Source organism: Actinoplanes sp. NBRC 101535 (assembly GCF_030269225.1).
Taxonomy (GTDB): domain Bacteria; phylum Actinomycetota; class Actinomycetes; order Mycobacteriales; family Micromonosporaceae; genus Actinoplanes; species Actinoplanes rectilineatus.
Genome location: NZ_BSSY01000003.1, coordinates 182,141 through 204,445 on the forward strand (window position 1 = coordinate 182,141; position 22,305 = coordinate 204,445).

General features: G+C 69.5%; 18 protein-coding genes. 8 read left to right on the forward strand and 10 right to left on the reverse strand.

Features of this window, described 5'->3' with window-relative positions; translation table 11 throughout:
• Positions 1-18 precede the first annotated feature (18 nt).
• Complete coding sequence (gene glpK / locus QSK32_RS09880; protein ID WP_045748283.1) at positions 19-1,497, reverse strand: glycerol kinase GlpK; 1,479 nt, start codon at positions 1,495-1,497, stop codon at positions 19-21.
• Positions 1,498-1,581: 84 nt separating this feature from the next.
• Here glpK (QSK32_RS09880) and QSK32_RS09885 point away from each other — a divergent pair, with 84 nt between their 5' ends.
• The 3 genes from QSK32_RS09885 to QSK32_RS09895 all read left to right on the forward strand — a co-directional run bounded on the left by QSK32_RS09885 (position 1,582) and on the right by QSK32_RS09895 (position 5,074).
• Positions 1,582-2,340 (forward strand): IclR family transcriptional regulator, encoded by a 759-nt coding sequence (locus QSK32_RS09885; RefSeq protein WP_045748289.1) that lies wholly within the window; start codon positions 1,582-1,584, stop codon positions 2,338-2,340.
• Positions 2,340-3,839 carry a glycerol kinase GlpK gene (glpK, locus tag QSK32_RS09890; protein ID WP_285471717.1) on the forward strand — a complete coding sequence of 500 codons (1,500 nt, stop codon included), beginning with the start codon at positions 2,340-2,342 and terminating at the stop codon, positions 3,837-3,839. The genes QSK32_RS09885 and glpK (QSK32_RS09890) overlap by 1 nt, the downstream gene beginning before the upstream one ends.
• A gap of 140 nt (positions 3,840-3,979) precedes the next feature.
• Positions 3,980-5,074, forward strand: a complete 1,095-nt coding sequence (locus tag QSK32_RS09895) for an LCP family protein (RefSeq protein ID WP_245674368.1) — start codon at positions 3,980-3,982, stop codon at positions 5,072-5,074.
• Between the two features lie 38 nt (positions 5,075-5,112).
• On the opposite strand, the gene QSK32_RS09900 is transcribed toward QSK32_RS09895, so the two are convergent.
• Positions 5,113-7,284 (reverse strand): bifunctional polysaccharide deacetylase/glycosyltransferase family 2 protein, encoded by a 2,172-nt coding sequence (locus tag QSK32_RS09900; RefSeq protein WP_285471718.1) that lies wholly within the window; start codon positions 7,282-7,284, stop codon positions 5,113-5,115.
• Between the two features lie 3 nt (positions 7,285-7,287).
• Positions 7,288-8,274: a glycoside hydrolase family 18 protein gene (locus tag QSK32_RS09905; RefSeq protein WP_285471719.1), complete on the reverse strand. Its 987-nt coding sequence runs from the start codon at positions 8,272-8,274 to the stop codon at positions 7,288-7,290.
• Positions 8,275-8,454: 180 nt separating this feature from the next.
• Between QSK32_RS09905 and QSK32_RS09910 the strand changes: the two genes are divergently transcribed.
• The gene (locus QSK32_RS09910) at positions 8,455-9,318 is read left to right on the forward strand and encodes a GDSL-type esterase/lipase family protein (RefSeq protein ID WP_285471720.1); all 864 of its coding nucleotides are present in this window, start codon (positions 8,455-8,457) and stop codon (positions 9,316-9,318) included.
• Positions 9,319-9,512: 194 nt separating this feature from the next.
• A complete protein-coding gene (locus tag QSK32_RS09915) occupies positions 9,513-10,316 on the forward strand; it encodes a hypothetical protein (protein WP_285471721.1) in 804 nt (267 codons plus the stop codon).
• A 46-nt stretch (positions 10,317-10,362) separates the two neighbouring features.
• On the opposite strand, the gene QSK32_RS09920 is transcribed toward QSK32_RS09915, so the two are convergent.
• Entirely contained in the window at positions 10,363-11,943 is a 1,581-nt protein-coding gene (locus tag QSK32_RS09920) for a DUF2079 domain-containing protein (RefSeq protein WP_045743450.1), read from the reverse strand.
• 96 nt (positions 11,944-12,039) lie between these two features.
• Here QSK32_RS09920 and QSK32_RS09925 point away from each other — a divergent pair, with 96 nt between their 5' ends.
• Complete coding sequence (locus QSK32_RS09925; protein WP_285471722.1) at positions 12,040-13,170, forward strand: Fic family protein; 1,131 nt, start codon at positions 12,040-12,042, stop codon at positions 13,168-13,170.
• Positions 13,171-13,184: 14 nt separating this feature from the next.
• On the opposite strand, the gene urtE is transcribed toward QSK32_RS09925, so the two are convergent.
• The 6 genes from urtE to QSK32_RS09955 form a co-directional block, all read right to left on the reverse strand.
• Positions 13,185-13,877, reverse strand: a complete 693-nt coding sequence (urtE, locus tag QSK32_RS09930; protein ID WP_285471723.1) for an urea ABC transporter ATP-binding subunit UrtE — start codon at positions 13,875-13,877, stop codon at positions 13,185-13,187.
• Entirely contained in the window at positions 13,877-14,617 is a 741-nt protein-coding gene (urtD, locus tag QSK32_RS09935) for an urea ABC transporter ATP-binding protein UrtD (RefSeq protein WP_045743453.1), read from the reverse strand. The genes urtE and urtD overlap by 1 nt, the downstream gene beginning before the upstream one ends.
• The gene (gene urtC, locus QSK32_RS09940; protein ID WP_045743454.1) at positions 14,614-15,669 is read right to left on the reverse strand and encodes an urea ABC transporter permease subunit UrtC; all 1,056 of its coding nucleotides are present in this window, start codon (positions 15,667-15,669) and stop codon (positions 14,614-14,616) included. Before urtC ends, urtD begins: the two co-directional genes overlap by 4 nt.
• A complete protein-coding gene (gene urtB, locus QSK32_RS09945) occupies positions 15,666-16,553 on the reverse strand; it encodes an urea ABC transporter permease subunit UrtB (protein ID WP_045743455.1) in 888 nt (295 codons plus the stop codon). The genes urtC and urtB overlap by 4 nt, the downstream gene beginning before the upstream one ends.
• A complete protein-coding gene (urtA, locus tag QSK32_RS09950; protein WP_045743456.1) occupies positions 16,553-17,791 on the reverse strand; it encodes an urea ABC transporter substrate-binding protein in 1,239 nt (412 codons plus the stop codon). The genes urtB and urtA overlap by 1 nt, the downstream gene beginning before the upstream one ends.
• 199 nt (positions 17,792-17,990) lie before the next feature.
• A complete protein-coding gene (locus QSK32_RS09955) occupies positions 17,991-19,049 on the reverse strand; it encodes a substrate-binding domain-containing protein (RefSeq protein WP_045743457.1) in 1,059 nt (352 codons plus the stop codon).
• A gap of 69 nt (positions 19,050-19,118) precedes the next feature.
• On the opposite strand from QSK32_RS09955, the gene QSK32_RS09960 reads away from it, so the two are divergent.
• Both QSK32_RS09960 and QSK32_RS09965 read left to right on the forward strand, forming a co-directional pair.
• Complete coding sequence (locus tag QSK32_RS09960) at positions 19,119-19,571, forward strand: MarR family winged helix-turn-helix transcriptional regulator (RefSeq protein ID WP_045743458.1); 453 nt, start codon at positions 19,119-19,121, stop codon at positions 19,569-19,571.
• Positions 19,568-22,036: a rhamnogalacturonan lyase family protein gene (locus QSK32_RS09965; protein WP_285471724.1), complete on the forward strand. Its 2,469-nt coding sequence runs from the start codon at positions 19,568-19,570 to the stop codon at positions 22,034-22,036. The genes QSK32_RS09960 and QSK32_RS09965 overlap by 4 nt, the downstream gene beginning before the upstream one ends.
• The last annotated feature ends 269 nt before the right edge of the window (positions 22,037-22,305 follow it).

Here is a 22,305-nt window from a genome sequence, read left to right on the forward strand (position 1 = left end):
AGTCCTCTTTTCAGACCGTCAGCCGACGCTGACCCAGTCGAGGGTTCGGTCGATGGCCGCTCTCCAGCGGGTGGTGCCTTCCTCGCGGCGTTCGGCGGTCCAGGTCGGCTTCCAGCGCCGGTCTTCGTGCCAGTTGGCGCGCAGGTCGTCGACCGAGTGCCAGAAGCCGACCGCCAGGCCGGCCGCGTAGGCGGCGCCCAGCGCGGTGGTCTCGGCGACGGCGGGCCGGCTGACCGGGACGCCGAGGATGTCCGCCTGCAGCTGCATGCACAGGTCGTTGGCGGTGACGCCGCCGTCGACCTGCAGGCTGTCGAGGGCGTGGCCGCAGTCCTGGGCCATCGCCTCGACGACGTCGCGGGTCTGGTAGCAGATGGCTTCGAGTGCGGCCCGGGTGATGTGCGCGGCGGTGTGGTAGCGGGACAGGCCGACGATCGCGGCCCGGGCGTCCGGCCGCCAGTACGGCGCGTACAGCCCGGAGAACGCCGGGACGAAGCAGACGCCGGCGGTGTCCTCGACCGTCTCGGCCAGGGTTTCGCTGTCGGCGGCGGTCTCCAGGACACCGAGCTGGTCGCGCAGCCACTGGATGGCGGCGCCGGCCGCGGCGATCGAGCCTTCCAGGGCGTACACGGGCTTCTCGTCGCCGAACCGGTACGCCACCGTGGTGATCAGCCCGTGGCTGGACCGGACCGGGGTGGTGCCGGTGTTCATCAGCAGGAACCCGCCGGTGCCGTACGTGCACTTGGCGTCGCCGGGGGTGAAGCAGGTCTGCCCGAACAGGGCGGCCTGCTGGTCCCCGATGGCCGCGGCGATCGGCACGCCGGGCAGCACGGTGTCGGCGGTCCCGTAGATCTCCGACGACGACCGGATCTGCGGCAGCATGGCCCGCGGGATGCCGAAGACGGCGAGCAGCTCGTCGTCCCAGTCCAGGGTGGACAGGTTCATCAGCATGGTCCGGCTGGCGTTGGTGACGTCGGTGAGGTGGGCCCCGCCGGTGAGGTTCCAGATCAGCCAGCTGTCCATGGTGCCGAACAGCACCTCGCCCCGTTCGGCCCGCTCGCGCAGCCCGTCCACGTTCGCGAGCAGCCACTGCACCTTGGTGGCGGAGAAGTAGGTGGCCGGGGGCAGCCCGGTCCGGTCCCGGATCAGGCGCTCGTCCAGGACCGAGACGAGTGGGTCGGTCCGGGTGTCCTGCCAGACGATCGCCGGCGCCACCGGAACGCCGGTCGCCCGGTCCCAGACGACGGCGGTCTCGCGCTGGTTGGTGATGCCGATGGCGGCCAGGTCGTCCGGTTCCAGGCCGGTGTCGGCCATGGCGACGGCGATGGTCTTGAGCGTGTTCTCCCAGATCTCCCGGGCGTCGTGTTCCACCCAGCCCGCGGCGGGCAGGATCTGCCGGTGTTCCAGCTGGTGACGGCCGATCTCCGCACCGGACCGGTCGAAGATCATGAACCGCGTGCTGGTCGTGCCCTGGTCGATCGCGCCGACGAACTGCGCCACATGTGCCTCCCGGTAGCCCTCCGAAGAGCGACGCTAGGGAGCGAGGAGGGCCGCGACAACGCACAGCGTGCGACAATGTCGCACGTGCCGGGGTTGATCCAGTCCATCGAACGGTCCTCGGCCGTGTTGCGCCTGCTCGCGGCCGACCGGCTGCGGGTCAAGGAGATCGCCGACGCGCTCGCGCTGCCCAAGTCGACTGCGCACGGCATCCTGCGGACCCTGGAACACGTCGGGTTCGTCGAGCAGGACCCGCAGACCGCCCGCTACCGGCTCGGCCGCGGGCTGCTCGACCTGGGCGCCGCCGGTCTCGACGTCAACGAGTTGCGGGCCCGCGCGCTGAACTGGGCGGACGCTCTGGCCGCCCGCGGCGGCGAGGAGGTGCGCATCGGCACCCTGCGCGACGGTGAGGTCCTGGTGGTGCACCACGTGTTCCGCCCGGACGACTCGGCCCAGTCGATGGACACCGGCCGGGTGCTGCCGTCGCACGCCACGGCACTGGGCAAGGTGCTCCTGGCCTTCCACCCGGCGGCGGTGGAGGCGCTGGGGCGGGAGTGCTTCGACGCGTACACGAGAAGGACCGTGACCACGCACCGCGAGCTGGCCCGGCAGCTGAGCGAGACCCGCGGGCGGGGGTGGGGTCTGTCGGTCGAGGAGTGGCGTCCCGGGCTGGCCGGGATCGCGGCCCCGGTCCGCGGCATCGGCGGACTGGTGGTCGGCGCGATCGGCATCTCCGGGCCGGTGGAACGGCTCTGTGACACCCGGCGGCAGGCCCGGCCGGGTCTCGTCGAGCACGTCTGCGCCGCGGCCCGGTCGGTGTCCCGGGACCTGACGGGACCGCACTGATGACCGAGCGGTACGTGCTGGCCCTGGACCAGGGCACCACCTCGACCCGCTGCATCCTGTTCGACCGGCGGGCGACCGTGGTGGCGGTGGTCCGCGGCGAGCATCCGCAGTCCTACCCGCGCCCCGGCTGGGTGGAGCACGACGCGGCCCGGATCTGGCGGGACGTGCAGAAACTGATCAGGCGGGCGCTGCGCGACGCGCGCATCGAGGCCCGGCAGGTAGCCGCTATCGGGATCGCCAACCAGCGCGAGACGGTGGTGCTGTGGGACCGGGCGACCGGTGTCCCGGTGGCGCCGGCGATCGTCTGGCAGGACACCCGGACCGATCATCTCGTGGCCGGGCTGGATGCCGGCCTGATCACCGAGCGGACCGGTCTGCCCCCGGCCACCTACTTCTCCGCCACCAAGGTGCAGTGGCTGCTCGCGAACGTGGACGGGCTGCTGGAACGCGCGGCCCGCGGCGAGGTGCTGTTCGGGACGATGGACACCTGGCTGATCTGGAACCTCACCGGCGGGGCGCACCTGACCGACGTCACCAACGCCAGCCGGACCATGCTGATGGATCTGCGCACGCTCGACTGGGATCAGGAACTGCTGGACCTGTTCGGGATCCCGCGGGCCATGCTGCCGGCGATCCGGTCGTCGTCGGAGGTCTACGGGACCGCCGACGCCGTGCTGCCCGGCGTGCCGATCGCGGCGGCCGTCGGGGACCAGCAGGCCGCCCTGTTCGGGCAGACGTGCTTCGCGCCGGGGGAGGCGAAGTGCACGTACGGCACCGGCGGGTTCCTGCTGATGAACACCGGCACCACCCCGGTCCGGTCCAGGCACGGGCTGATCACCACGGTCGGGTACCGCATCGGCGACGAGAAGCCGGTGTACGCCCTGGAGGGATCGATCGCCACCGCCGGCTCGCTGGTCCAGTGGTTCCGCGACGGCCTCGGCCTGATCAGCACCGCCTCCGAGATCGAGACGCTGGCCGGCGGCGTCACCGACAACGGCGGCTGTTACATCGTCCCGGCGTTCTCCGGTCTGTTCGCGCCGCACTGGCACAGCGAGGCGCGCGGTGTGATCGTCGGCCTGACGTCCTACATCACCAAGGGGCACCTGGCCCGCGCGGTGCTGGAGGCGACCGGCTGGCAGACCCGTGACGTGGTCGACGCGATGAACGCCGACGCGGGTCTGGCGCTGACCACGCTGAACGTGGACGGCGGGATGACCGCCGACAACCTGCTCATGCAGATCGTCGCGGACGTGCTGGGGGTTCCGGTGGCCCGGCCGATGGTGGCCGAGACGGTGTCGCTGGGCGCGGCGTACGCCGCCGGTCTGGCCGTGGGTTACTGGTCCGATCTGCGGGATCTGCGGGGCAACCGGCACCGGGCCGGGCGCTGGACGCCGGCCCGTGATCCGGTTCAGGTCGCCCGGGAGTACGAGAACTGGCAGCGCGCGGTTCAGAGCGCGGTATTCTTCACGCTCCGCGACGACCCACCGCCCACAAAGTAGTGGCACGCCCTGGGGATCCGGAAGTTCACCTGACTGTGTGATTATGCGACGTCGATGTGAACCCTGGGGTTGGAGCTCTGTTGGCAAAGTCCGGCAAACGTCGTGCGCCGTTGTGGGCACGGCTCAGTCTCGTCTTCGGCGTGGTCCTGACGATTACCGCGAGTGGTTCCGCGGTCGCCGGTCAGACGCTGATCGCCAAGTACACCAGCGGTCTCACCGACGAGAGCCTGCTCGAGGACGGCCCGGCCAACGCCGCGCCGAAGGACATCAAGGGGCCGCTGACCCTGCTGCTGGTCGGCATCGACCCCCGGGACGAGTCGACGCCCCCGCTGTCCGACTCGATCCTGGTCGTGCACATCCCGAAGGACATGAGCACCGCCTACCTGTTCTCCATCCCGCGTGACCTGTACGTGCAGATCCCGTCGGACAAGAAGTCGGGCACCAACGCGCAGTTCGGCAAGATCAACGGGGCGATGTCGCTGGGCAGCCAGGTGAACGGCAAGATCGACGTGGCGAACGGCTTCAAGCTGCTCTCCAAGACGGTCCGCAACGTCACCGGCATCGAGGAGTTCGACGCCGGCGGCATCATCAACTTCGGCGGCTTCCAGAAGATCGTCGAGGCCCTCGGTGGCGTCTCGATGGTCATCGACATGGACGTGAAGTCCGAGCACCTGGCCCCGAGCGGCAAGAAGCGCCCCCGCTCGGCCCGCTGCCCGGCCAAGAACACCCCGTCCGGTTGCGATCACCCGTACATCGGTCCGCAGAAGTTCTACAAGAAGAGCAGCAAGGAAGTCCGGCTCGAGCCGTGGGAGGCGCTGGACTACGTGCGCCAGCGTTACGCGTTCAAGGGCGGCCCGAGCATGAGCGACTACGACCGTCAGCGCCACCAGCAGCAGTTCATCAAGGCGATGGCCAAAGAGGCGATGAGCACCAACGTCATCACCGACGTCGGCAAGCTGACCAAGATCCTGGACGCGGCCGGCGAGTCGCTGACCTTCGCCGGCGGCGGCAACAGCCCGATCGAGTGGGCACTCGCGCTCAAGGGCATGAACGTCGACGACATGACCACGGTCAAGCTGCCCGGTGGCGGCAAGTTCCAGAACCCGGCCACCAACAGCGGCTACCAGGGTGAGGAGTTCGCCCCCGGCGTCGAGGACTTCTTCGTCGCGGTCAAGGAGGACCGGGTCGCGTCGTACCTGCTCGACAATCCCGGCCTGGTGAACGCCAACAGTTGACGTCCGTGCGGGGTGGGGGCGCCCGGCGCCCCCACCCCTCATTTGACGCCCAGCAGCGCGCTCAGGCCGCCCGCCCGCTGCAGCTTCTGCCAGCCCAGCCGGATCCCGCCCAGCGCGGCCAGCACCGACTGGATCAACACCAGGTACATCACCTGCCGGTAGACGAACTGTTGGAGCGGTACCAGCCAGATCGGCTTCATGCTCTCCTTGTCCAGGTGGAAGGCGTACATCGTGCTGCACACCTGCAGGGCGAGCATGGTGCCCCACGCGATCAGCGTCTCGGCCGGGTCGAGGAAGAACAGGCCGTAGATCAGGAACACGTCGATCAGCGGTGACAGCAGCGGCATCAGCGTCTGGAACATGGCCAGGTTGAGCAGGCCGCGCCGGCCGAACTTGCCGCCCGGACCGCGCTCGACCAGCGCGTGCCGGTGCTTCCACATCGCCTGCATGGTGCCGTAGCTCCACCGGTAGCGCTGCTTCCACAGCTGCTGCATGGTGGTGGGCGCCTCGGTCCAGGCCCGCGCGTGCTCCTCGTAGACGACCCGCCAGCCGGCCCGGATGATCGCGATGGTCAGGTCGGTGTCCTCGGCGAGAGTGTCGTCGCTGAGCCCGTTGACCTGCGTCAGTGCCTGCTTGCGGAACGCCCCGATCGCCCCGGGCACGGTCGCCATGCAGCGCATCACGTCGTACGCCCGCCGGTCGATGCTGAACCCGACGACGTACTCGATGTGCTGCCAGAGCGCGATCATGCCCTTGCGGTTGGCGACCTTGGCGTTGCCGGCGACCGCGCCGATCTCCGGGTCCGCGAACGGCTTCACCAACTCGCGGACGGTGTCCGGCTCGAAGACCGTGTCGCCGTCCATCATCACCACGACCTCGGTGTCGGCCGCCGCGATGCCGGTGTTCAGCGCCGCCGGTTTCCCCGCGTTCGGCTGCCAGATCACCGTGACGTTCGGATAACCGAGTTTCTCGGCGATCTCCGCGGTGCCGTCGGTGGAGCCGTCGTCGACCACGATGATCCGGATCGGGTGGGTGCTGGCGGCCAGTGACCGGACCGTGTCGGCGATGCACTCCTTCTCGTTGTAGGCGGGCACCACCACGGTCACCGGTTTCGTGTACGGCGTCCCCCAGTACGGCGAGATCACCCCACCGGCCCGCCGGCGCCCGCGTTTGTGCCGGTTGGCGTGCTTGCGGCCGAGGCCGAGCATCAGCACCAGCCGGGCGATGGTGAGCACACCGAACGCGACGAGCAGCAGCGAGAACCAGGTGGTGGCGTTCTTGGCGATCTGGATCGCCCCGACGATGCTCGTGCCGAGGATCAGCTCGTTGGCGGTGGCCTCCGGGTTCACCGTCTCCATGCCGGTCAGTCCGGCGACCGTGGTGAAGGTGTACCCCTCCGCGAGCAGGGCCGGGATGACCTCGGCCAGCGCCGCGGCGGTGTTCGACCGGTCGCCGCCACCGTCGTGGAAGAGCAGGATCGCGCCCTCGCCGTCCTCCGGCATCACCGCCTCGACGATCTCGGCGTTGGTGACGTCCGGCTCCCAGTCCCGGCTGTCCAGGTTGTTGACCACGGTGAGGTAGCCGCGGTCGCCCATCTCCTCCATGACCGCCCAGTTGCTGTTGTCCAGGGCCTCGACGGTCGAGGAGTACGGCGGCCGGAAGATCACGCTGCTCACCCCGGCGGCGCCGGCCAGCGCGTACTGGGTCTCCTGCATCTCGACCAGGCGCCGCCACTCGCTCTTGGTGGACAGGTCGGGGTGGGTGAAGGTGTGGATGCCGACCTCGTGGCCCTGATCGAGCACCTGCTCGACCAGATCCGGGTACTTGCTGATCTCCGAGCCGATCATGAAGAAGACGCCCGGCACGTGGTACTGCGCCAGCACCTCCAGGATCTCCGGGGTGTACTCCGGGTCCGGACCGTCGTCGAAGGTCAGCACGATCTGCTTGTCACCCGGGCTGACGGTGGTGGTGGTCTCCCCGTCGGTCTGGATGATCGGGCCGCCGGTGAGCGCCTCCTCCGGCACCTGGTCCACGTCGCTTGTCGACTCGACCGCCTGGTCCTGGGTGAACTCGCCCTGCACCACACCGTTCACCGCGAGGAGACTGGCGAACAGGGTGATCAGCACGGCGAAGACGATCCAGCGGGGGCGGGGCACCCGGATCCGCCTCTTCTCCCGCGGAGCGGGCTTCTGGGACGCGTAGACGGACATCCGCTACCCCGCGAAGGCGGCGAACAGCGCGCCGAACTCGTGGTCGTCCTGCGCGATGCCGCTGCACGCCGCGTCGACCGCGCCGTCCGGGCACTCGCCGTTGTCCCGGTTCACCGACCAGAACCGGACAGATCCCAGGGACTTGTCTTCGGCGTACGCGAGCAGGGTCCTGACGTCGTCGACAGTGGTGACCGGACCGGTGTCGTTGGCGCCGATCATCGGGGTGACGCCGAGCATCGCGTAGATCTGCGTCTCGTCCCGGTCGGTCCAGATCGCGGCGACGTCGTCGCGGACCGCCTCGGTGGCGGTGACCATCGCGTCGCCCCAGTCGCCGTCGGCATGGAAGTTCATCGTCATCGCGTTGACGGTGACCTCGACGCCGGCGTCCTTCGCGCTCTGCAGCAGCGTGATGCTCGCGTCGGTGAGGCCGACCTGGGTGCCGCCCACCGGCACGGTCAGCGTGATCGCGGTGCCCCGCTCGTCCTGCAGCGTCTTCAGCGCCTCGGTCACCGTGGCCGGCTCGATCGACTGCTCGATGTCCACGTCCAGGGAGTTGCTTCCGGCCGCGTCCAGCACCGAGCCGTACGCCGCGGCCAGCTCGCCGGCCGAGCAGACGCTCTCCAGGTAGCTGCCGGTCGCCCCGCCGGTGGAGACGATCACCTCGCCGCCCAGGGCGGTGATCTTGTCGATCTCCGCGCCGATCGTGGCGTCGTCCAGGGCGGTCGTCCCGGCCCAGCTCGCCGTGCAGTCGCCCGAGCTGTCGGCGAGCACGAACGCCAGCGTGAAGTCGGTCAGGCCGGTCGCCTCGTTGATGGCGTCGATGTCCGCCGTGCCGCTGACGATGTCGATGTACGGCGCCACCGACGGCGCGGTGTCCACCGCGACCGTGGCGGTCGTCTTCTCCTCCGGGCTGTCGTCCGTGGAGCAGGCGCCGGTGAACAGCATCGCGGCGGCGGCCAGCCCGGCCAGGGACTGTCGGGGGGAAATCATTCGAGCCCCCGGAAATCGATGGGCGTCATGGTGGTTTCCCCTCTGCAGAATGCGCTGGCGAGGAGCCAAGTTAGGTGCGGAGTCTGGGGGAGACCTATGGACGAACCCAGTGACCCCTATGCGAAAAGTGACTCTCGGTGATTTCCTGATCGCCGGTGGGTCGCCTATCGTGCCGGGAGGATGACGTATCGACATCGGACCTCACTGGCGCTGGCGTTGCTCGCCGCGCTCGCTCTGGCCTGCGACGGCGCCGGCGCGGACCCGGGGCCGACCGGCGAGCCGGAGCCGTCCCGGTCCACGACCTCGCTGCCCTCGTCGATGGCCGCCCTCGGCGACTCGATCACCGCCGGGTTCGGCAGCTGCCCGGTCTTCGTCGCCTGCACCCGCAACTCCTGGTCGACCGGCTCGTCGTCCGCGGTGAGCAGCCACTACCGGCGCATCCTCGAGGACAACCCGAAGATCAAGGGCGAGGCGCACAACCTCGCCGAGCCCGGCGCCGAGGCGGACGCGCTCGCCGCCCAGGCCACCCGCGCGGTCGACCTCGGGGTGCAGTACGTGACCGTCCTGATCGGCGCGAACGACGCGTGCGCCGGCCGGGTCCAGGACATGACCACGGTCGCGACCTTCCGCAAGGAGGTCGACCGCGGGCTGAAACGGCTCAGGAAGGGCCTGCCCAAGGCGCGGGTGCTGGTGGTCAGCATCCCCGACCTCTACCGGCTCTGGCAGGTCGGGCGCACCGACGACGAGGCCGTCCGGGTCTGGGCGCAGGGCCGGATCTGCCCGTCCATGCTGGCCGATCCGGCCTCCCGCGCGGACGCCGACGACGCGCGGCGCAAGCGGGTCCGGGACCGGATCGAGGCGTACAACGAGCAGCTGCGGCTGGCCTGCAAGGCGTACGGCAGACGCTGCCGCACCGACGGCGGGCGGGCGCACGAGGTCCGCTTCGATCTCGACCTGGTGAACCGGATCGACTACTTCCACCCCAACGTCGAGGGCCAGAACGAGCTCGCCGCGGTCGTCTACCCCGACCGGTTCGGGTGGTGATCGGGGTCACAGACCTCGATGTTGGCACGTCCGGAACGCGGCGCGTGGACCTGCGATTTCGCGATCCCATTCACCCACAGTGATGACCCTCGTCCGAACAGGTCAGTTTTATCCAGTGGTATCGGCGGTATTCAGTGAATTCCACGGGGCATATTTGCTGGATTGTCGAACGATAGCGCTGAAAGGGAGACCTGATGGCAGATTGGGTTCTGGTGCCCTGTCTGGTGCAACTGCGGGCCGAGCTCGACGCGATCGCCCCCGGCCGCAGCCGCGCCAGCGACGGCACCATAGGTGACGCGGCCCACCAGGCTTCCGTCTCCGACCACAACGACGACGAGGTCGGCCGGGTGCCGATCCGCGACGCCGACTCCAAACACGAGGTGCACGCGTTCGACGCCACCGCCGACCTGCGAACGTCGAACCTGACCATGGAGAAGGTGGTGCAGCACATCCTCGGCCGCTGTCGCAGCGGTGCCGAGAAGCGGCTGCGGTACATCATCTTCAACCGCCGCATCTGGGAGGCGTCGAACTCCTGGCGGCAGAGCTCGTACAACGGGGCCAGCCCGCACACCGAGCACGCGCACTTCTCCTCGTCGTACGAAACCGCACGCGAAGCATCGAAGGCTTCCTGGCACCTGGAGGACATCCCCGTGGCACTGACCGACGCCGACAAGAAGTGGCTGACCGCGCAGATCGACGCCCGAGCCGACAAGATCGAAGCGAACATCCTGTCCAAGCTCCCCAAGGCGACCGCGAACGAGACCCTGGTCAACACCCGCCCGGACTGGTCGGCGGACAACCCGGCGGACCCGAAGTCCTACCGCCGCAACGTCCTCGACATGATCGGCGACCCGTGGGGCCTGGAGTTGCGCGGCAAGACCCGCGGCGGCGACCCGATCCCGGCCCCCGGCGCCTACGGCCAGATCCTCGGCGGCATCGAGGCCCTGCGCGCCGAAGTGCAGAAGGTCCTCGCCGAGTACCCGGACCGCAAGGTCTGACCGGACGTCCGCGGTCCGCCGGATCCGGTCCGGCGGACCATCCGCGTCAGCTGGCCTGGCCGGTCCCGCGGATCGGCTGGGTCGCCTCGGCGGTCCGGTTCAGCACCTTGATCCGGCCGGTCGAGAAGACCTCCCGGAAACCCATCCCGTCCAGCTGCTGCATGATCTTCGGGATGTCGCCCTTGCCGATCGGGCAGCTCGGGTTGACCGTGTCGACGACCGCCCAGTCGCCCTCGTCGACGTTCGAGCCGATCAGCGTGACCTCGTTGGTCGACAGCAGCGGGATCAGCAGGTTGTTCGTGGCCCGGACGGTGACGTCCGCCGGGATGTGCGTGAAGGCCTGCTTCGCCTCGGCGACCACCAGGTGGTTGCCGAACGCCGGCTGACCCTCCTGATACCACTTCAGGATGTTGTCCTCGCGGAAGTCCTGCCAGGCGAACCAGACGAAGGTGACGGCCGCGACACTCGCCAGGATCGCTCCGGTCCGCACCTGCCACCACGGGCGCTTCTTCTCCTCTGCCGCGGCCTCGGCGGTCTCCGCACCCTCTTCCGTTTTCGGTACGCGCGAAGCCATCGCCCAGTCGCGATCCGGTCCCAGCCCGCGCAGCCGGTCGACCAGGCTCCCGATCCGGCGGGCACCGTCGGCCACCGCCGCGAACAGGATCGGCATCAGCGGCATGTCGTAGTACAGGTGCGAGGACCACTGGGTCTCCCGCGACGACAGCATCCGGCTCAGCATCACCGGCGCGATCAGCAGCGCCAGCGGCGAGGCCAGCGCGGCGAACCCGATCGGGATCAGCAGTTGCTGCCACGTCTCGACCTTGGCCGGCTGGTCGTACATCAGGTTCAGGATCTCCAGCGGGTGGCTGAGCATGTACGGGATGCCGGCGAAGATCCCGTCCGCGTGCAGGCTCTGCTGGTAGTCCACGGCGTAGGTGAACCCGCCCGGGTTGAGCGCCGGGATGATCACCTTGAGGCTGATCAGGAACCAGAAGGCGCCCCACAGCACCAGGAACACCGCGTGCTTGAGGCGGCGGTTGAGCAGCGCGTACAGGGCGAGCAGCGCGCACATCAGGCCGCCGTCCTCCTTGACGGTGACCAGCAGCGCGAACAGGATCGTGGCCTGCGTCCACCGGCCGGCCAGCGCCCGTTCCAGGCCCCAGGCGAGGAACAGCGCCCCGAACATCACCTCGTGCACCGGGAACTGGATGGTGCCGAGCACGGCGTGGCTGCCCAGGTAGGCGAGCAGCATCCCGGTGCCCGCGAGGATCCCGAACCGCCGCCGGAAGATGTGGTAGATCGGCACACCGGACAGGCAGATCAGCACCACCTGCGCGTACACCAGCGTGATCGGCGAGTCGTACGCCCACGCGATCGGCGCCAGCACCGCGTAGATCGGCGAGAAGTGGTCCCCGATCTGCGGATACCCCTTGATCGGCACATAGGGCCAGCCGCCGAACGCCCACCCCTGCACCGCCTGGTAGAAGATCCCCAGGTCGCAGGCGCCGACCGACATGTTCACGTACTGGGCATGGGCCCACCGTGAGAAGAACCAGATCGCCACCCCGACGATCCACGTGCACGGCGACAGGACCACCCGCACCGCGTACTGCCCGACTCTCGCCACGGTGGCTCAACCTAATGGATCTCGGGCCGGGCGCGTCACCGGGGCGAGTGCCGGAAAGATTTCAGCATGACCCCGGAATTATTCTATGATCGGTGGATGCTCTATCCCACTCCCGCACTTACCGCGGCGGACGAGCGCGTGCTCGCCGAGGTGGAGGCGATGCGCGAGTGGTTGCGCTATCAGGTCGCCGAGCCGCGCCGGTGGACCGGCCAGTTGCGCCGCCATCTGATCGCCCACGCCATCCAGGGGTCCAACTCGATCGAGGGATACCAGGTCGGGCTCGACGACGCGGTCGCCGCCGTCGCGGGGGAGGACCCGATGGAGACCGGACCGGCGACCTGGGACGTCATCACCGGATACCGCGACGCCCTCACCTATGTGCAGCAGCTCGCCCAGTCCCGGGAGTTCGCGTGGCAGCACATGCTGCTGAACTCGCTGCATTTCATGATGATGCGCCATGAGCTCGGCAAATGGCCCGGCCGCTTCCGTCCCGGCGACATCTACGTCGACGAGGAGAACACCGGGCGCCGGGTCTACACCGGTCCGGACGCCGACGACGTCCCCGTCCTGATCGGCGAGCTGGTCTCCTGGCTCGCCGACGCGGACCCCGGCGTACCTCTGCTGGTCCGGGCCTCGATGGCCCACCTGAACCTGGTGAAGATCCATCCTTGGCGGGACGGCAACGGGCGGATGGCGCGCTGCCTGCACACCCTGGTCCTGGCCCGGGACGGCGTCCTGGCTCCGGAGTTCTCCTCGATCGAGGAGTGGCTGGGTGCGGGCCGGAACACCTATGCCTACTACGACGCCCTCGCGGATACCGGCAGCGCGTCATGGAGTCCGGACGGCGGGACCGGGGCGTGGGTCCGGTTCTGTCTCAGTGCCCACCACCAGCAGGCCCAGCGGGTCCGGGGGCGCCTGGACCGGGCCGGCCGGCTCTGGGAGCTCCTGGAGGGATGGGCCGGTGCCCGCGGGCTGCCCGACCGGGCGGTCAGTGCCCTGACCGTCGCCGCGGCCGGTGGCCGGGTCCGTCGCACGGTCTACCAGCGGGACGAGACGCTCACCGACGACCAGGCGGTCCGTGACCTGCGTGCGCTGGTCCGGGCGGGTGCGCTGGAGCAGCACGGCCAGACCCGGGGCCGGTACTACCTGGCCGCACCGGCGCTGCGGGCCCTGGCCGCGCCGGTGCTGAATCCCCTGGAGATCGCCGACCCCTACCGGAACCGGTAGGAGCCGGCGCGGAGTCAGACGGTGAGAGCCCGGCGAACGCGGGGCTCGGCGTCGGCGCCGCCGTCGCCGGTGGAGGTCACCCGGCCGGCCTCCAGGACGTGATAGGTGCGGGCGGCCCGCAGGGCGAACCCCACGTGCTGCTCGACCAGCAGGACCGAGAGGCCGCCGCGGGCGGCCAGCGACAGGATGGTCTGTTCGATCTCGGCGACGACCGACGGCTGGATGCCCTCGGTCGGTTCGTCGAGCAGCAGCAGACGGGGGCGGGTGATCAGGGCCCGGGCCAGGGCGAGTTGCTGGCGCTGGCCGCCGGAGAGCAGACCGGCCCTGCGGGGGAGCAGGTCCTTCAGCGCGGGGAAGAGGTCCAGCGACTCGGCCGTCGCCGCGCGGCCGTCGCGGCGGCCGTCGGCGACCAACTGCAGGTTCTCGGCGGTGGTCAGGTGCGGGAAACTCTGCTGACCCTGCGGGACGTACGCCATCCCGCGCGCCACCCGGTCGTGCGGTGCCAGGCCGGTGATGTCGTCGCCGTCCAGCAGGATGCGGCCGGACCGCGGGGTGAGCAGGCCGATCGCGGCGCGCAGCAGGGTGCTCTTGCCGGCGCCGTTGTGGCCCAGCACCGCGGCGACGCCGTCGGCCGGCACGGACAGGCTGACGCCGTGCAGTACCACGCTGCGGCCGTACCCGGCGTGGACGTCCTCGAAGCTCAGCATCAGACGGCCTCCCCTACCGCGTGCCCCAGATAGACCTCCTGGACCCTCGGGTCGGCCTGCACCTGCGCCACGGTGCCTTCGGAGAGGACCTTCCCGGCGTGCATGACGGTGACGGTCCGGGCGAAGCGCCGCAGGAAGTCCATGTCGTGTTCGATCACCACGATCGTGTGGTCCGCACTGAGCAGTCCGAGCAGTTCACCGGTGGCGTCGCGTTCCTCGTGGCTCATGCCGGCGACCGGCTCGTCGAGCAGGAACAGGCGGGCATTCTGGACCAGCAGCATGCCGATCTCGAGCCACTGCTTCTGGCCGTGGGCGAGCGTTCCGGCGGGGCTGTCGCGCACGGCGGTCAGGCGTACCGTCTCCAGGGCTTTCTCGACCTCGGGGGGAACGGCCCGGCGGGTGCGCAGCAGGGTGAGCGGCCCGCGCGCCCAGCCCGCGGCGATGTCCAGGTTCTGCAGGACGGTGAGTTCCTCGAAGACCGTGGCGGTCTGGAAGGTGCGGCCGACGCCCATCCGGGCGATCCTGTGGACTTTGCGGCCGAGCAGTTCCTGTCCGTCGAAGGTGACCGAGCCGCCGGCCCGGGCCAGGCCGGTGACCGCGTCGATCAGGGTGGTCTTGCCGGCGCCGTTGGGCCCGATGATGAAACGGACGTCGCCGTCCGGGATGTCCAGGTCGACGCCGCCGACCGCGACGAATCCGTCGAAGGTCACTGTGAGACCGCGAATGGTCAGGCCGCTCATGGGGTTGCCTCCGCGGGGATCCGGGCCTGCCGCCGGCGCCACGAGGGCCGGAGCCGGGCCAGTGAGGCCAGACCGCCGGGCAGGAACACGATCGGCAGGATGAAGAGCAGGCCCTCGAAGTACGTCCAGGCCGACGGTGCCCGCTCGGACAGGGCGGTCTTGGCCCAGGCCACCGCGACGGCGCCGAGGGCCGGCCCGACCAGGCTGGCCCGGCCGCCGACGGCGACGCCGATGACGAATTCGATCGACGGGACCACGCCGATCAGGGCCGGCGAGATGATCCCCACGGCGGGGACGAAGAGGGCGCCGGCCAGTCCGGCCATGCCCGCGGCGGCGACGTACGCGACGAGTTTGACGTTCGCCGGGTCGTAGCCGAGGAACCGCACCCGTTCCTCGCCGTCGCGGACCGCCACCAGCAGTTCGCCGTAGCGGCTGCGGATGAGCTGCCAGGTCAGGGCGAGGACGGCGAGCAGGCTCGCGGCGATGATGAAGTAGACGGTCCGGCGGTTGAGCGGGTCGTTCAGGTCGTACCCGAAGAAGCCCCGGATGTCGGTGAGCCCGTTGGTGCCGCCGGTGGTGCCCTGCTGCCCGATCAGGAAGATCGCGAAGGCGGCGCAGAGGGCCTGGGACAGGATCGCGAAGTACGCGCCGCGGACCCGCCGCCGGAAGATCAGCAGACCGAGGAGCAGGGCGACCAGCATCGGCAGCAGCACGGTGGCGGCCATCGCGAACACCGGGTTCGCGAACGGTCGCCACCACCAGGGCAGTTCGTCGAGTTGCCCGTACAACTGCATGAAGTCGGGCAGCTCACCGGGGCCCGCGTCGGCGAGCTTGAGGTGCATGGCCATCGCGTAGCCACCGAGCCCGAAGAACACCCCCTGTCCGAGGGTGAGCATGCCGCCCCGCCCCCAGGCCAGGCCGATGCCGACCGCGACGATCGCCAGGCAGAGGTATTTCGCGAGCAGGTTGAGCCGGAAGTCGCCGAGGACCAGTGGGGCCACGCCGAACAGGGCGACGGCCGCCAGTCCGAAACCTATCAGTGGTCGTCTCATGCCAGGCTCCTCGTGCGGAGGGTGAACAGCCCCTGCGGGCGCCACTGCAGGAAGGCGACGATCGTGACGAAGACGATCACGCTGGCGACGCTGGTCGTGGTGGTGTACTCGACCATCGACTGCAGCACGCCGAGCACGAACGCGACGATCACGGTGCCCTTCAGCTGGCCGATGCCGCCCACCACCACGACCAGGAACGCGTTGACGATGATGTTGGTGCCCATGGCCGGGCCGATCGGGCCGATCAGGGTCAGCGCGACCCCGGCGATCCCGGCCAGCCCGGACCCGATGAAGAAGGTCAGCCGGTCGATCCGGCCGGTGGCCAGGCCGGAGACGGCGGCCAGGTCGCGGTTCTGCACCACGGCCCGGATCCGCCGGCCCAGCGGCGTGGTCCGCAGCACGAGGGTCACGGCGGCGACCGCGGCCAGCGCCAGCACCAGGATGAACACCCGGCTGCTGGAGATCGCCAGGTCGTCGGTGATCCGGATGCTGCCGGTCAGGATCTCCGGTGCGCGGGTCTGCACGTTGGGCGCGCCGAAGACGTCCCGGGCGAGCTGCTGGAGCAGCAGCGAGACACCCCAGGTGACGAGCAGGGTGTCCAGTGGCCGCAGGTAGAGGCGGCGGATCAACGACACCTCCAGCAGGACGCCGATCAGGCCGGCCACCGCGAACGCCACCGGCAGGGCGATCAGCAGCGACCACCCGGCGCCGCTGATCACCTGCTGGAGGACGTAGACGGTGTACGCGCCGACCATGATCAGCTCGCCGTGCGCCATGTTGATCACGTTCATCTGGCCGAAGGTCAGCGAGAGCCCGAGGGCGATCAGGAGCAGTACGGCCCCGATGCTGATCCCGGTGAAGAGCTGGCTGAGGACGAGGGTCATCAGGACAGCCCGGTCGCCCAGCTGTAACCCTTGAGGTAGGGGTCCGGCTTGACCGGCTGACCGGAGTTCCACACCTCGGTGATCAGGCCGTCGTCGCCGATCCTGCCGATCCGGGCGGTCTTGTGGATGTGCTGGGTCGCGCCGTCCACCGTGACCAGTCCTTCGGGGGCGTCGAAGGTGATGCCGTCCGAGGCTGCCTTGACCTTCTCCACCTCGAAGGTGCCGGCCTTCTCGACCATCGCCTTCCACAGGTGGACCGAGACGTACGCGGCCTCCATCGGGTCGCTGGTCGGCTTGTCCGCGCCGTACTTCGCCTTGTAGGCCTTGACGAACTTCTCGTTCGCCGCGCCCTCCGTGGTCTGGTAGTAGTTCCAGGCGGTCAGCTGCCCGGCCAGGTACTGCGTGCCGATGCTCTTGACCTCCTCCTCGGCGATCGAGACGGAGACCACGGGCATGGCGCCGGCGGTCAGCCCGGCCGACTTGTACTCCTTGAAGAAGGCCACGTTGCTGTCGCCGTTGAGGGTGTTGAACACCGCCGAGGCGCCGGACGCCTTGACCTTGTTGACGATCGTGGAGAACTCGGTGGAGCCGAGCGGCGCGTAGTCCTCGCCCAGGACCTTCATGCCGTTGGCCTCGGCGTACGCCTTAATGATCTTGTTAGCGGTCCGCGGGAAGACGTAGTCGCTGCCGACCAGGTAGACGCTCGTCTTCCCCTGCGCCTTGAGGTAGTCCAGTCCCGGGACGATCTGCTGGTTGGTGGTCGCGCCGGTGTAGAAGATGTACGGCGACTGCTCCAGGCCCTCGTACTGCACCGGATAGAACAGCAGCGCCTTGTTCTTCTCGAAGACCGGCTTGACCGCCTTGCGGCTGGCCGAGGTCCAGCAGCCGAAGACCGCTGCCACCTTGTCCTCGCTGATCAGTTTCCCGGACTTCTCGGCGAAGGTGGGCCAGTCCGAGGCGCCGTCCTCGCTGATCGCCTCGATCTGCTTACCGAGCACGCCGCCGGCCGCGTTGATCTCCTCGATCGCCAGTTGCAGCGAGTCGCGGACGGTCACCTCGCTGATCGCCATCGTGCCGGAGAGGGAGTTGAGCAGGCCGACCTTGACGGTCGGCCCGGAGGTGTCGATGACCGCGCCGTCGGGTGATGCGGCACCGCTCTCGTCGGTCTTGGCGCCGCAGGCGGTCAGGGTCGCAAAAGTCGCCGCCACCGCGACGAAAGCCATCGTTCTTTTCAGCATGAATCCTCCGAACACCGCCGGTCCGCGCTGGTCAACCGGGTAACGACAGTGTTGGATTCATCGATTTCCGACGAGTTTCACGGCGATTGACAAGCCGTTTCTTCCATTGGTTGAGATCAATAAAAAAAGCCGACCCATAAAGGATCGGCGCATTGTTACTTCCTGCTGGAAGCATCTTGGTCCGAAGTGGCCGGCCCTGTCAAGACAGCTGGGTCAGCACGTCGAACTCGACACCCCGGGCCTGCGCCAGATAGATCCGTTGGTTGACGTGCCGGCGCCGCAGCCGCAAGAGACCCCGTGGGCCCTCGTAACAGACCGACTCGGCGTTCGCCCCGATCGCCCGCAGATCCAGCCGGCCGGCCCGCTCGATCAGGGCGGACAGCAGAAGCACCCCCTCGTAGCAGGACTCGCCCAGACTGCCCAGCGGTGGCGCCTCGGGACCGAACCGGGCGGCGTACCGGCCGTGGAAGTCGAGGTTCTCCGGCGTGACCATGGCGGCGAAGAAACCGGCCGTGCTGAACAGGTCCTCGGTGGCCGTCGCGCCACTGGCCAGCAGCATGTTCTCGTCCATCAGGGTGCTCAGCCGCAGACACCGGGCGGCCAGCCCGCGACGGGCGAACGCCCGGTTGAAACGGACCGCGTCGGTGCCCACCAGCAGCATCAGCACGGCGTCCGCCGCGGAGTGCTCGATCTCGCGAAGCACGTCGGTGAAGTCGTGGGTGGACAGCGGCACGTACGTCTCGCCGACCACGGACAGGCCGGCGCCGGTGGCGTACCGGCGGGCGGCGGCCGCGGTCCGGCGCGGCCAGACGTAGTCGTTGCCCACCACGAACCACCGTCGGGCTCCGCGTTCGGCGGCGAGCAACCGGATCGCCGGGAACAGCTGCACGTCCGGGGTCTCGCTGGTCAGGAAGACGCCGTCGGTGTTCTCGCCGCCCTCGTACAGCGCGGTGTAGACGTACGGCACCCGGCCGGCCACCCGCGGCGCCACCGCCTGCCGGACCGAGGAGATGTGCCAGCCGGTGACACCCTGCACCGCACCCGACGTGACCAGGGCGGCCACCTCGTCGGCCACCGCGCCGGGTGCCGCCCCGCCGTCCACCGGCAGCAGCCGCACCTCACGCCCGAGGACGCCACCGGCGGCGTTCACCTCGGCGGCGGCGAGCTCGGCACACGACTCGGCGCTCGGTCCGAGAATCCCGGCCGGGCCCCGCAGCGGCACGACGAGGGCGATGTCGAGGGTGTCCGGGGCCGACATGGCCCCATCGTCGCGGATCGTTGCCTCGATCTCCAGGAAAGCCGGTCCCCGTTCGGTAACATCCCAGCGATGCGGGGCTCCGATGATCTGATGTACCTGCTCACCCGTGCCGAACGGCTGCTGTCCCGCCGTCTGGCCGGCATCCTCGACACCCACGGCTGCGGTCCGGAGGCCTGGCGGGTGCTCTGCGTCCTCGCCGACGGCAAGGGCCACTTCATGACCGGCCTCTCCGAGCGGGTCTCCCTGCCGCCCGGCAGCCTGACCCGGCTGATCGACCAGATGGTCGAGGACAACCTGGTGTACCGCCGCGGCGACGACGTGGACCGCCGGCGGATCCGGGTGCACCTGGCCGCCCGTGGCCGCCGCCTGCACGACAGCGTCGACCGGAAGGTCCGGGCCAGCATCGCCGAACTGCCGGTCGGCGACGACCTCAGTGCGTTGCTGAACGAGCTGATCACGGCACTCGACGTCAAAAGTTCGCAAATATCGATACACAGTGGTCGGTTACCTTCCGGCGGATGAGAGCGCTCATCGCCGCCGCGGCCGGCTTCACGCTGGCCGCCGGCATCCTTCCCGTCCCGGCCGCCGCCGGTGGCCGTCATGAGAGCAGCCCGCTACGGATCGTCGAGTCGCTGGACCGGGGGCTCGTCGCGGTGCCCGCCACCGGCGGCGGGACCTTCCTGAGCTGGCGTCTGCTCGGCACCGAGTACGGCACGGACATCGCCTTCCACGTCTACAAGGGCGCCAGGCGGCTGACCCCCACACCGGTCACCGCGTCGACCGCCTTCACCGACAGATCCCGGGGCTCCGGGGCGTACACCGTCCGGGCCGTGGTCCGCGGGCGGGAGCAGGCGGCGAGCGGCCCCGCGTTCACACCCGGCGACATCCCGCTGTCTGAGGCGCCCGGCTACTACGTGCAGCACGCCTGGCCCGGTGACCTGGACGGGGACGGGCGCTACGAGATCGTGGTGTCCCGGCTCTCCTACGACCTGGACAAGCCCAACTATCTGGAGGCGTACACCCTCGCCGGCGAGCACCTGTGGCGCGTCGACCTGGGGCCGGCGTCCTACGCCCGGGCCGGTGGCAACGCCGCCAACGACCCGCCGCCCGCCGCGGTCAGCGGGTACGGCGACGTGGCCGGCTACCGCAACGACGACAACGTCACCGTCTACGACCTGGACAGCGACGGCCGTGCCGAGGTCGTGGTGAAGACCGCGAACGGGACCGTCTTCGCCGACGGTGCGTTGCTCCGGGCCGGCGAACTGGACCAGTTCGTCTCGGTGATCGACGGCCGCAGCGGCGTGGAACGCGAGCGTGTCCCGGTCGCCGGCGACTTCGCGGCCGACGGCACCTCCGGCGGGCAGTACGGCGTCGGCTACCTGGACGGCGTGCATCCCAGCCTGATCACCAAGCAGGTGGTCCGGGTGGGCGCCAAGCGCGGCGACTTCCGGGTGCTCTTCGTCGCCTGGGACTACGACGGGCGGACGCTGCGGGAGCGGTGGAAGTTCATCCGCGGCGCGGACCAGGGCACCAGCTTCCACCAGCTGCGGATCGTCGACGTCGACCAGGACGGCCGGGACGACATCGCGGACGGCAACTACGTGGTGAACAGCGACGGCACGTTCCGGTACGTGGTGGCCGGCGCGACCCACGGCGACCGGTTCCACATCGGTGACCTCGACCCGTCCCGCCCCGGGCTGGAGGGGTACGCCATCCAGCAGACCGAAGGCGGTGTGTTCACCGCGTTCCCCTGGTACTACTACGACGCGGCGACCGGGGAGCGGCTGGTCACCGGCGTGCATCCGGACGTGCCGCAGGACGCCACGCTCTGGGACGTCCCGCGCGGCACCACCGCCGACATCGACCCGCGGACACCCGGCTACGAGTACTGGGCGGCCACCGCGAACAGCGACCTGCCGGGCGCCGGGGTGTGGAGCGTCGACGGCAGGCAGATCACCAAGAGCACACCGAGCGTCAACTTCCGGATCTGGTGGGACGGCGACCTCGGCTCCGAGTTGCTGGACACCACCTCCGTGGAGAAGTGGGACTGGCGGACCTCGACGACGGCGAAGATCTTCGAGCCGGCCGGGGTGGTGTCGTCCTGGCGCAACGCGGTCCCGTTCTACGGCGACATCCTGGGCGACTGGCGGGAGGAGTTCCTCGCCGAGACGGCGGACCACACCGCGCTGCGGATCTTCACCACGAACATCCCGACCACGACGCGTCTCTACACGCCGGCGCACGATCCGGCCTACCGTCTCGGCTGGACGGTCCGGGGTTACCTGCAGTCCACGCTGACCGATTTCTACCTCGGGTTCGGCGCGCGGCCCCCGGCGCGGCCCCGGATTCAGACGACGGCGAAGGCGGGGAACGCCTGGCAGGTCGTTACCCACGACAATTTCACGAAAAATGCAGATAAGTGGTTTGCGGAGCTGCAGAGCGGCGGCACGGTGGAAGCCCGTGACGGCGTTCTTGACGTCGACGTCCCCGGCGGCGCGACCGTCTGGCTCAAGCAGGAACTCGCCGGCCCCTACGAGATCGAGTACACCGCCACCCCGATCCAGGCCGGCGGACCGAACGACCTGGTCACCGACCTGAACTCGTTCTGGAACGCGCGTGACGCCCGCTCACCCGACGACATCTTCGCGACCGTAAGGCAGGGCGCCTTCGCCGAGTACGACCATCTCAAGACGTACTACGTCGGGCAGGGCGCCAACCTCAACACCACCACCCGGTTCCGGAAGTACGTCGGTGAGCCGGGCAACCGTCCGCTGATCTACGACTACACGTCCCCGCTGATCGCGGCGAACACCCCGGTGCGCGTCCGGATCGCCGTCGACGGGCAGCACATCCGCTACTTCAGCGACGACCGGCTGGTCTTCGACTGGACCGACGCGGACCCGTACCCCAGCGGGTGGTTCGCCTTCCGCACCGTGGCCAGCCACTTCCACCTGCAGGACTTCACCGTCTGGCGGCCCCCGGTCTAGCTGGACACGTTTCGTGGTCAGGGTGCGAAGCCCATCCGCGTGGTGATTTCGGGCGCGCTGGACGCCCGAAGTCACCACACCCGTGGGGGTGTGGTGATTACGGGCGCGCTGGACGCCCCAAGTCACCACACCCGTGGGGGTGTGTTGAATACGGGCGCGCTGGACGCCCGAAGTCACCACACCGGTGGGGGTGTGGTGATTACGGGCGCGCTGGACGCCCGAAGTCACCACACCCGTGGGGGTGTGGTGATTACGGGCGGTCAGCCCGC

Bases quoted from the DNA above. Each gene is read 5' to 3' on its own strand.
- glpK (WP_285471717.1), top strand. From the start codon at position 2,340: ATGACCGAGCGGTACGTGCTGGCCCTGGACCAGGGCACCACCTCGACC.
- QSK32_RS09900 (WP_285471718.1), bottom strand. From the start codon at position 7,284: ATGTCCGTCTACGCGTCCCAGAAGCCCGCTCCGCGGGAGAAGAGGCGG.
- QSK32_RS09905 (WP_285471719.1), bottom strand. From the start codon at position 8,274: ATGATTTCCCCCCGACAGTCCCTGGCCGGGCTGGCCGCCGCCGCGATG.
- QSK32_RS09910 (WP_285471720.1), top strand. From the start codon at position 8,455: ATGACGTATCGACATCGGACCTCACTGGCGCTGGCGTTGCTCGCCGCG.
- QSK32_RS09915 (WP_285471721.1), top strand. From the start codon at position 9,513: ATGGCAGATTGGGTTCTGGTGCCCTGTCTGGTGCAACTGCGGGCCGAG.
- QSK32_RS09925 (WP_285471722.1), top strand. From the start codon at position 12,040: ATGCTCTATCCCACTCCCGCACTTACCGCGGCGGACGAGCGCGTGCTC.
- urtE (WP_285471723.1), bottom strand. From the start codon at position 13,877: ATGCTGAGCTTCGAGGACGTCCACGCCGGGTACGGCCGCAGCGTGGTA.
- urtD (WP_045743453.1), bottom strand. From the start codon at position 14,617: ATGAGCGGCCTGACCATTCGCGGTCTCACAGTGACCTTCGACGGATTC.
- urtC (WP_045743454.1), bottom strand. From the start codon at position 15,669: ATGAGACGACCACTGATAGGTTTCGGACTGGCGGCCGTCGCCCTGTTC.
- urtB (WP_045743455.1), bottom strand. From the start codon at position 16,553: ATGACCCTCGTCCTCAGCCAGCTCTTCACCGGGATCAGCATCGGGGCC.
- urtA (WP_045743456.1), bottom strand. From the start codon at position 17,791: ATGCTGAAAAGAACGATGGCTTTCGTCGCGGTGGCGGCGACTTTTGCG.
- QSK32_RS09955 (WP_045743457.1), bottom strand. From the start codon at position 19,049: ATGTCGGCCCCGGACACCCTCGACATCGCCCTCGTCGTGCCGCTGCGG.
- QSK32_RS09960 (WP_045743458.1), top strand. From the start codon at position 19,119: ATGCGGGGCTCCGATGATCTGATGTACCTGCTCACCCGTGCCGAACGG.
- QSK32_RS09965 (WP_285471724.1), top strand. From the start codon at position 19,568: ATGAGAGCGCTCATCGCCGCCGCGGCCGGCTTCACGCTGGCCGCCGGC.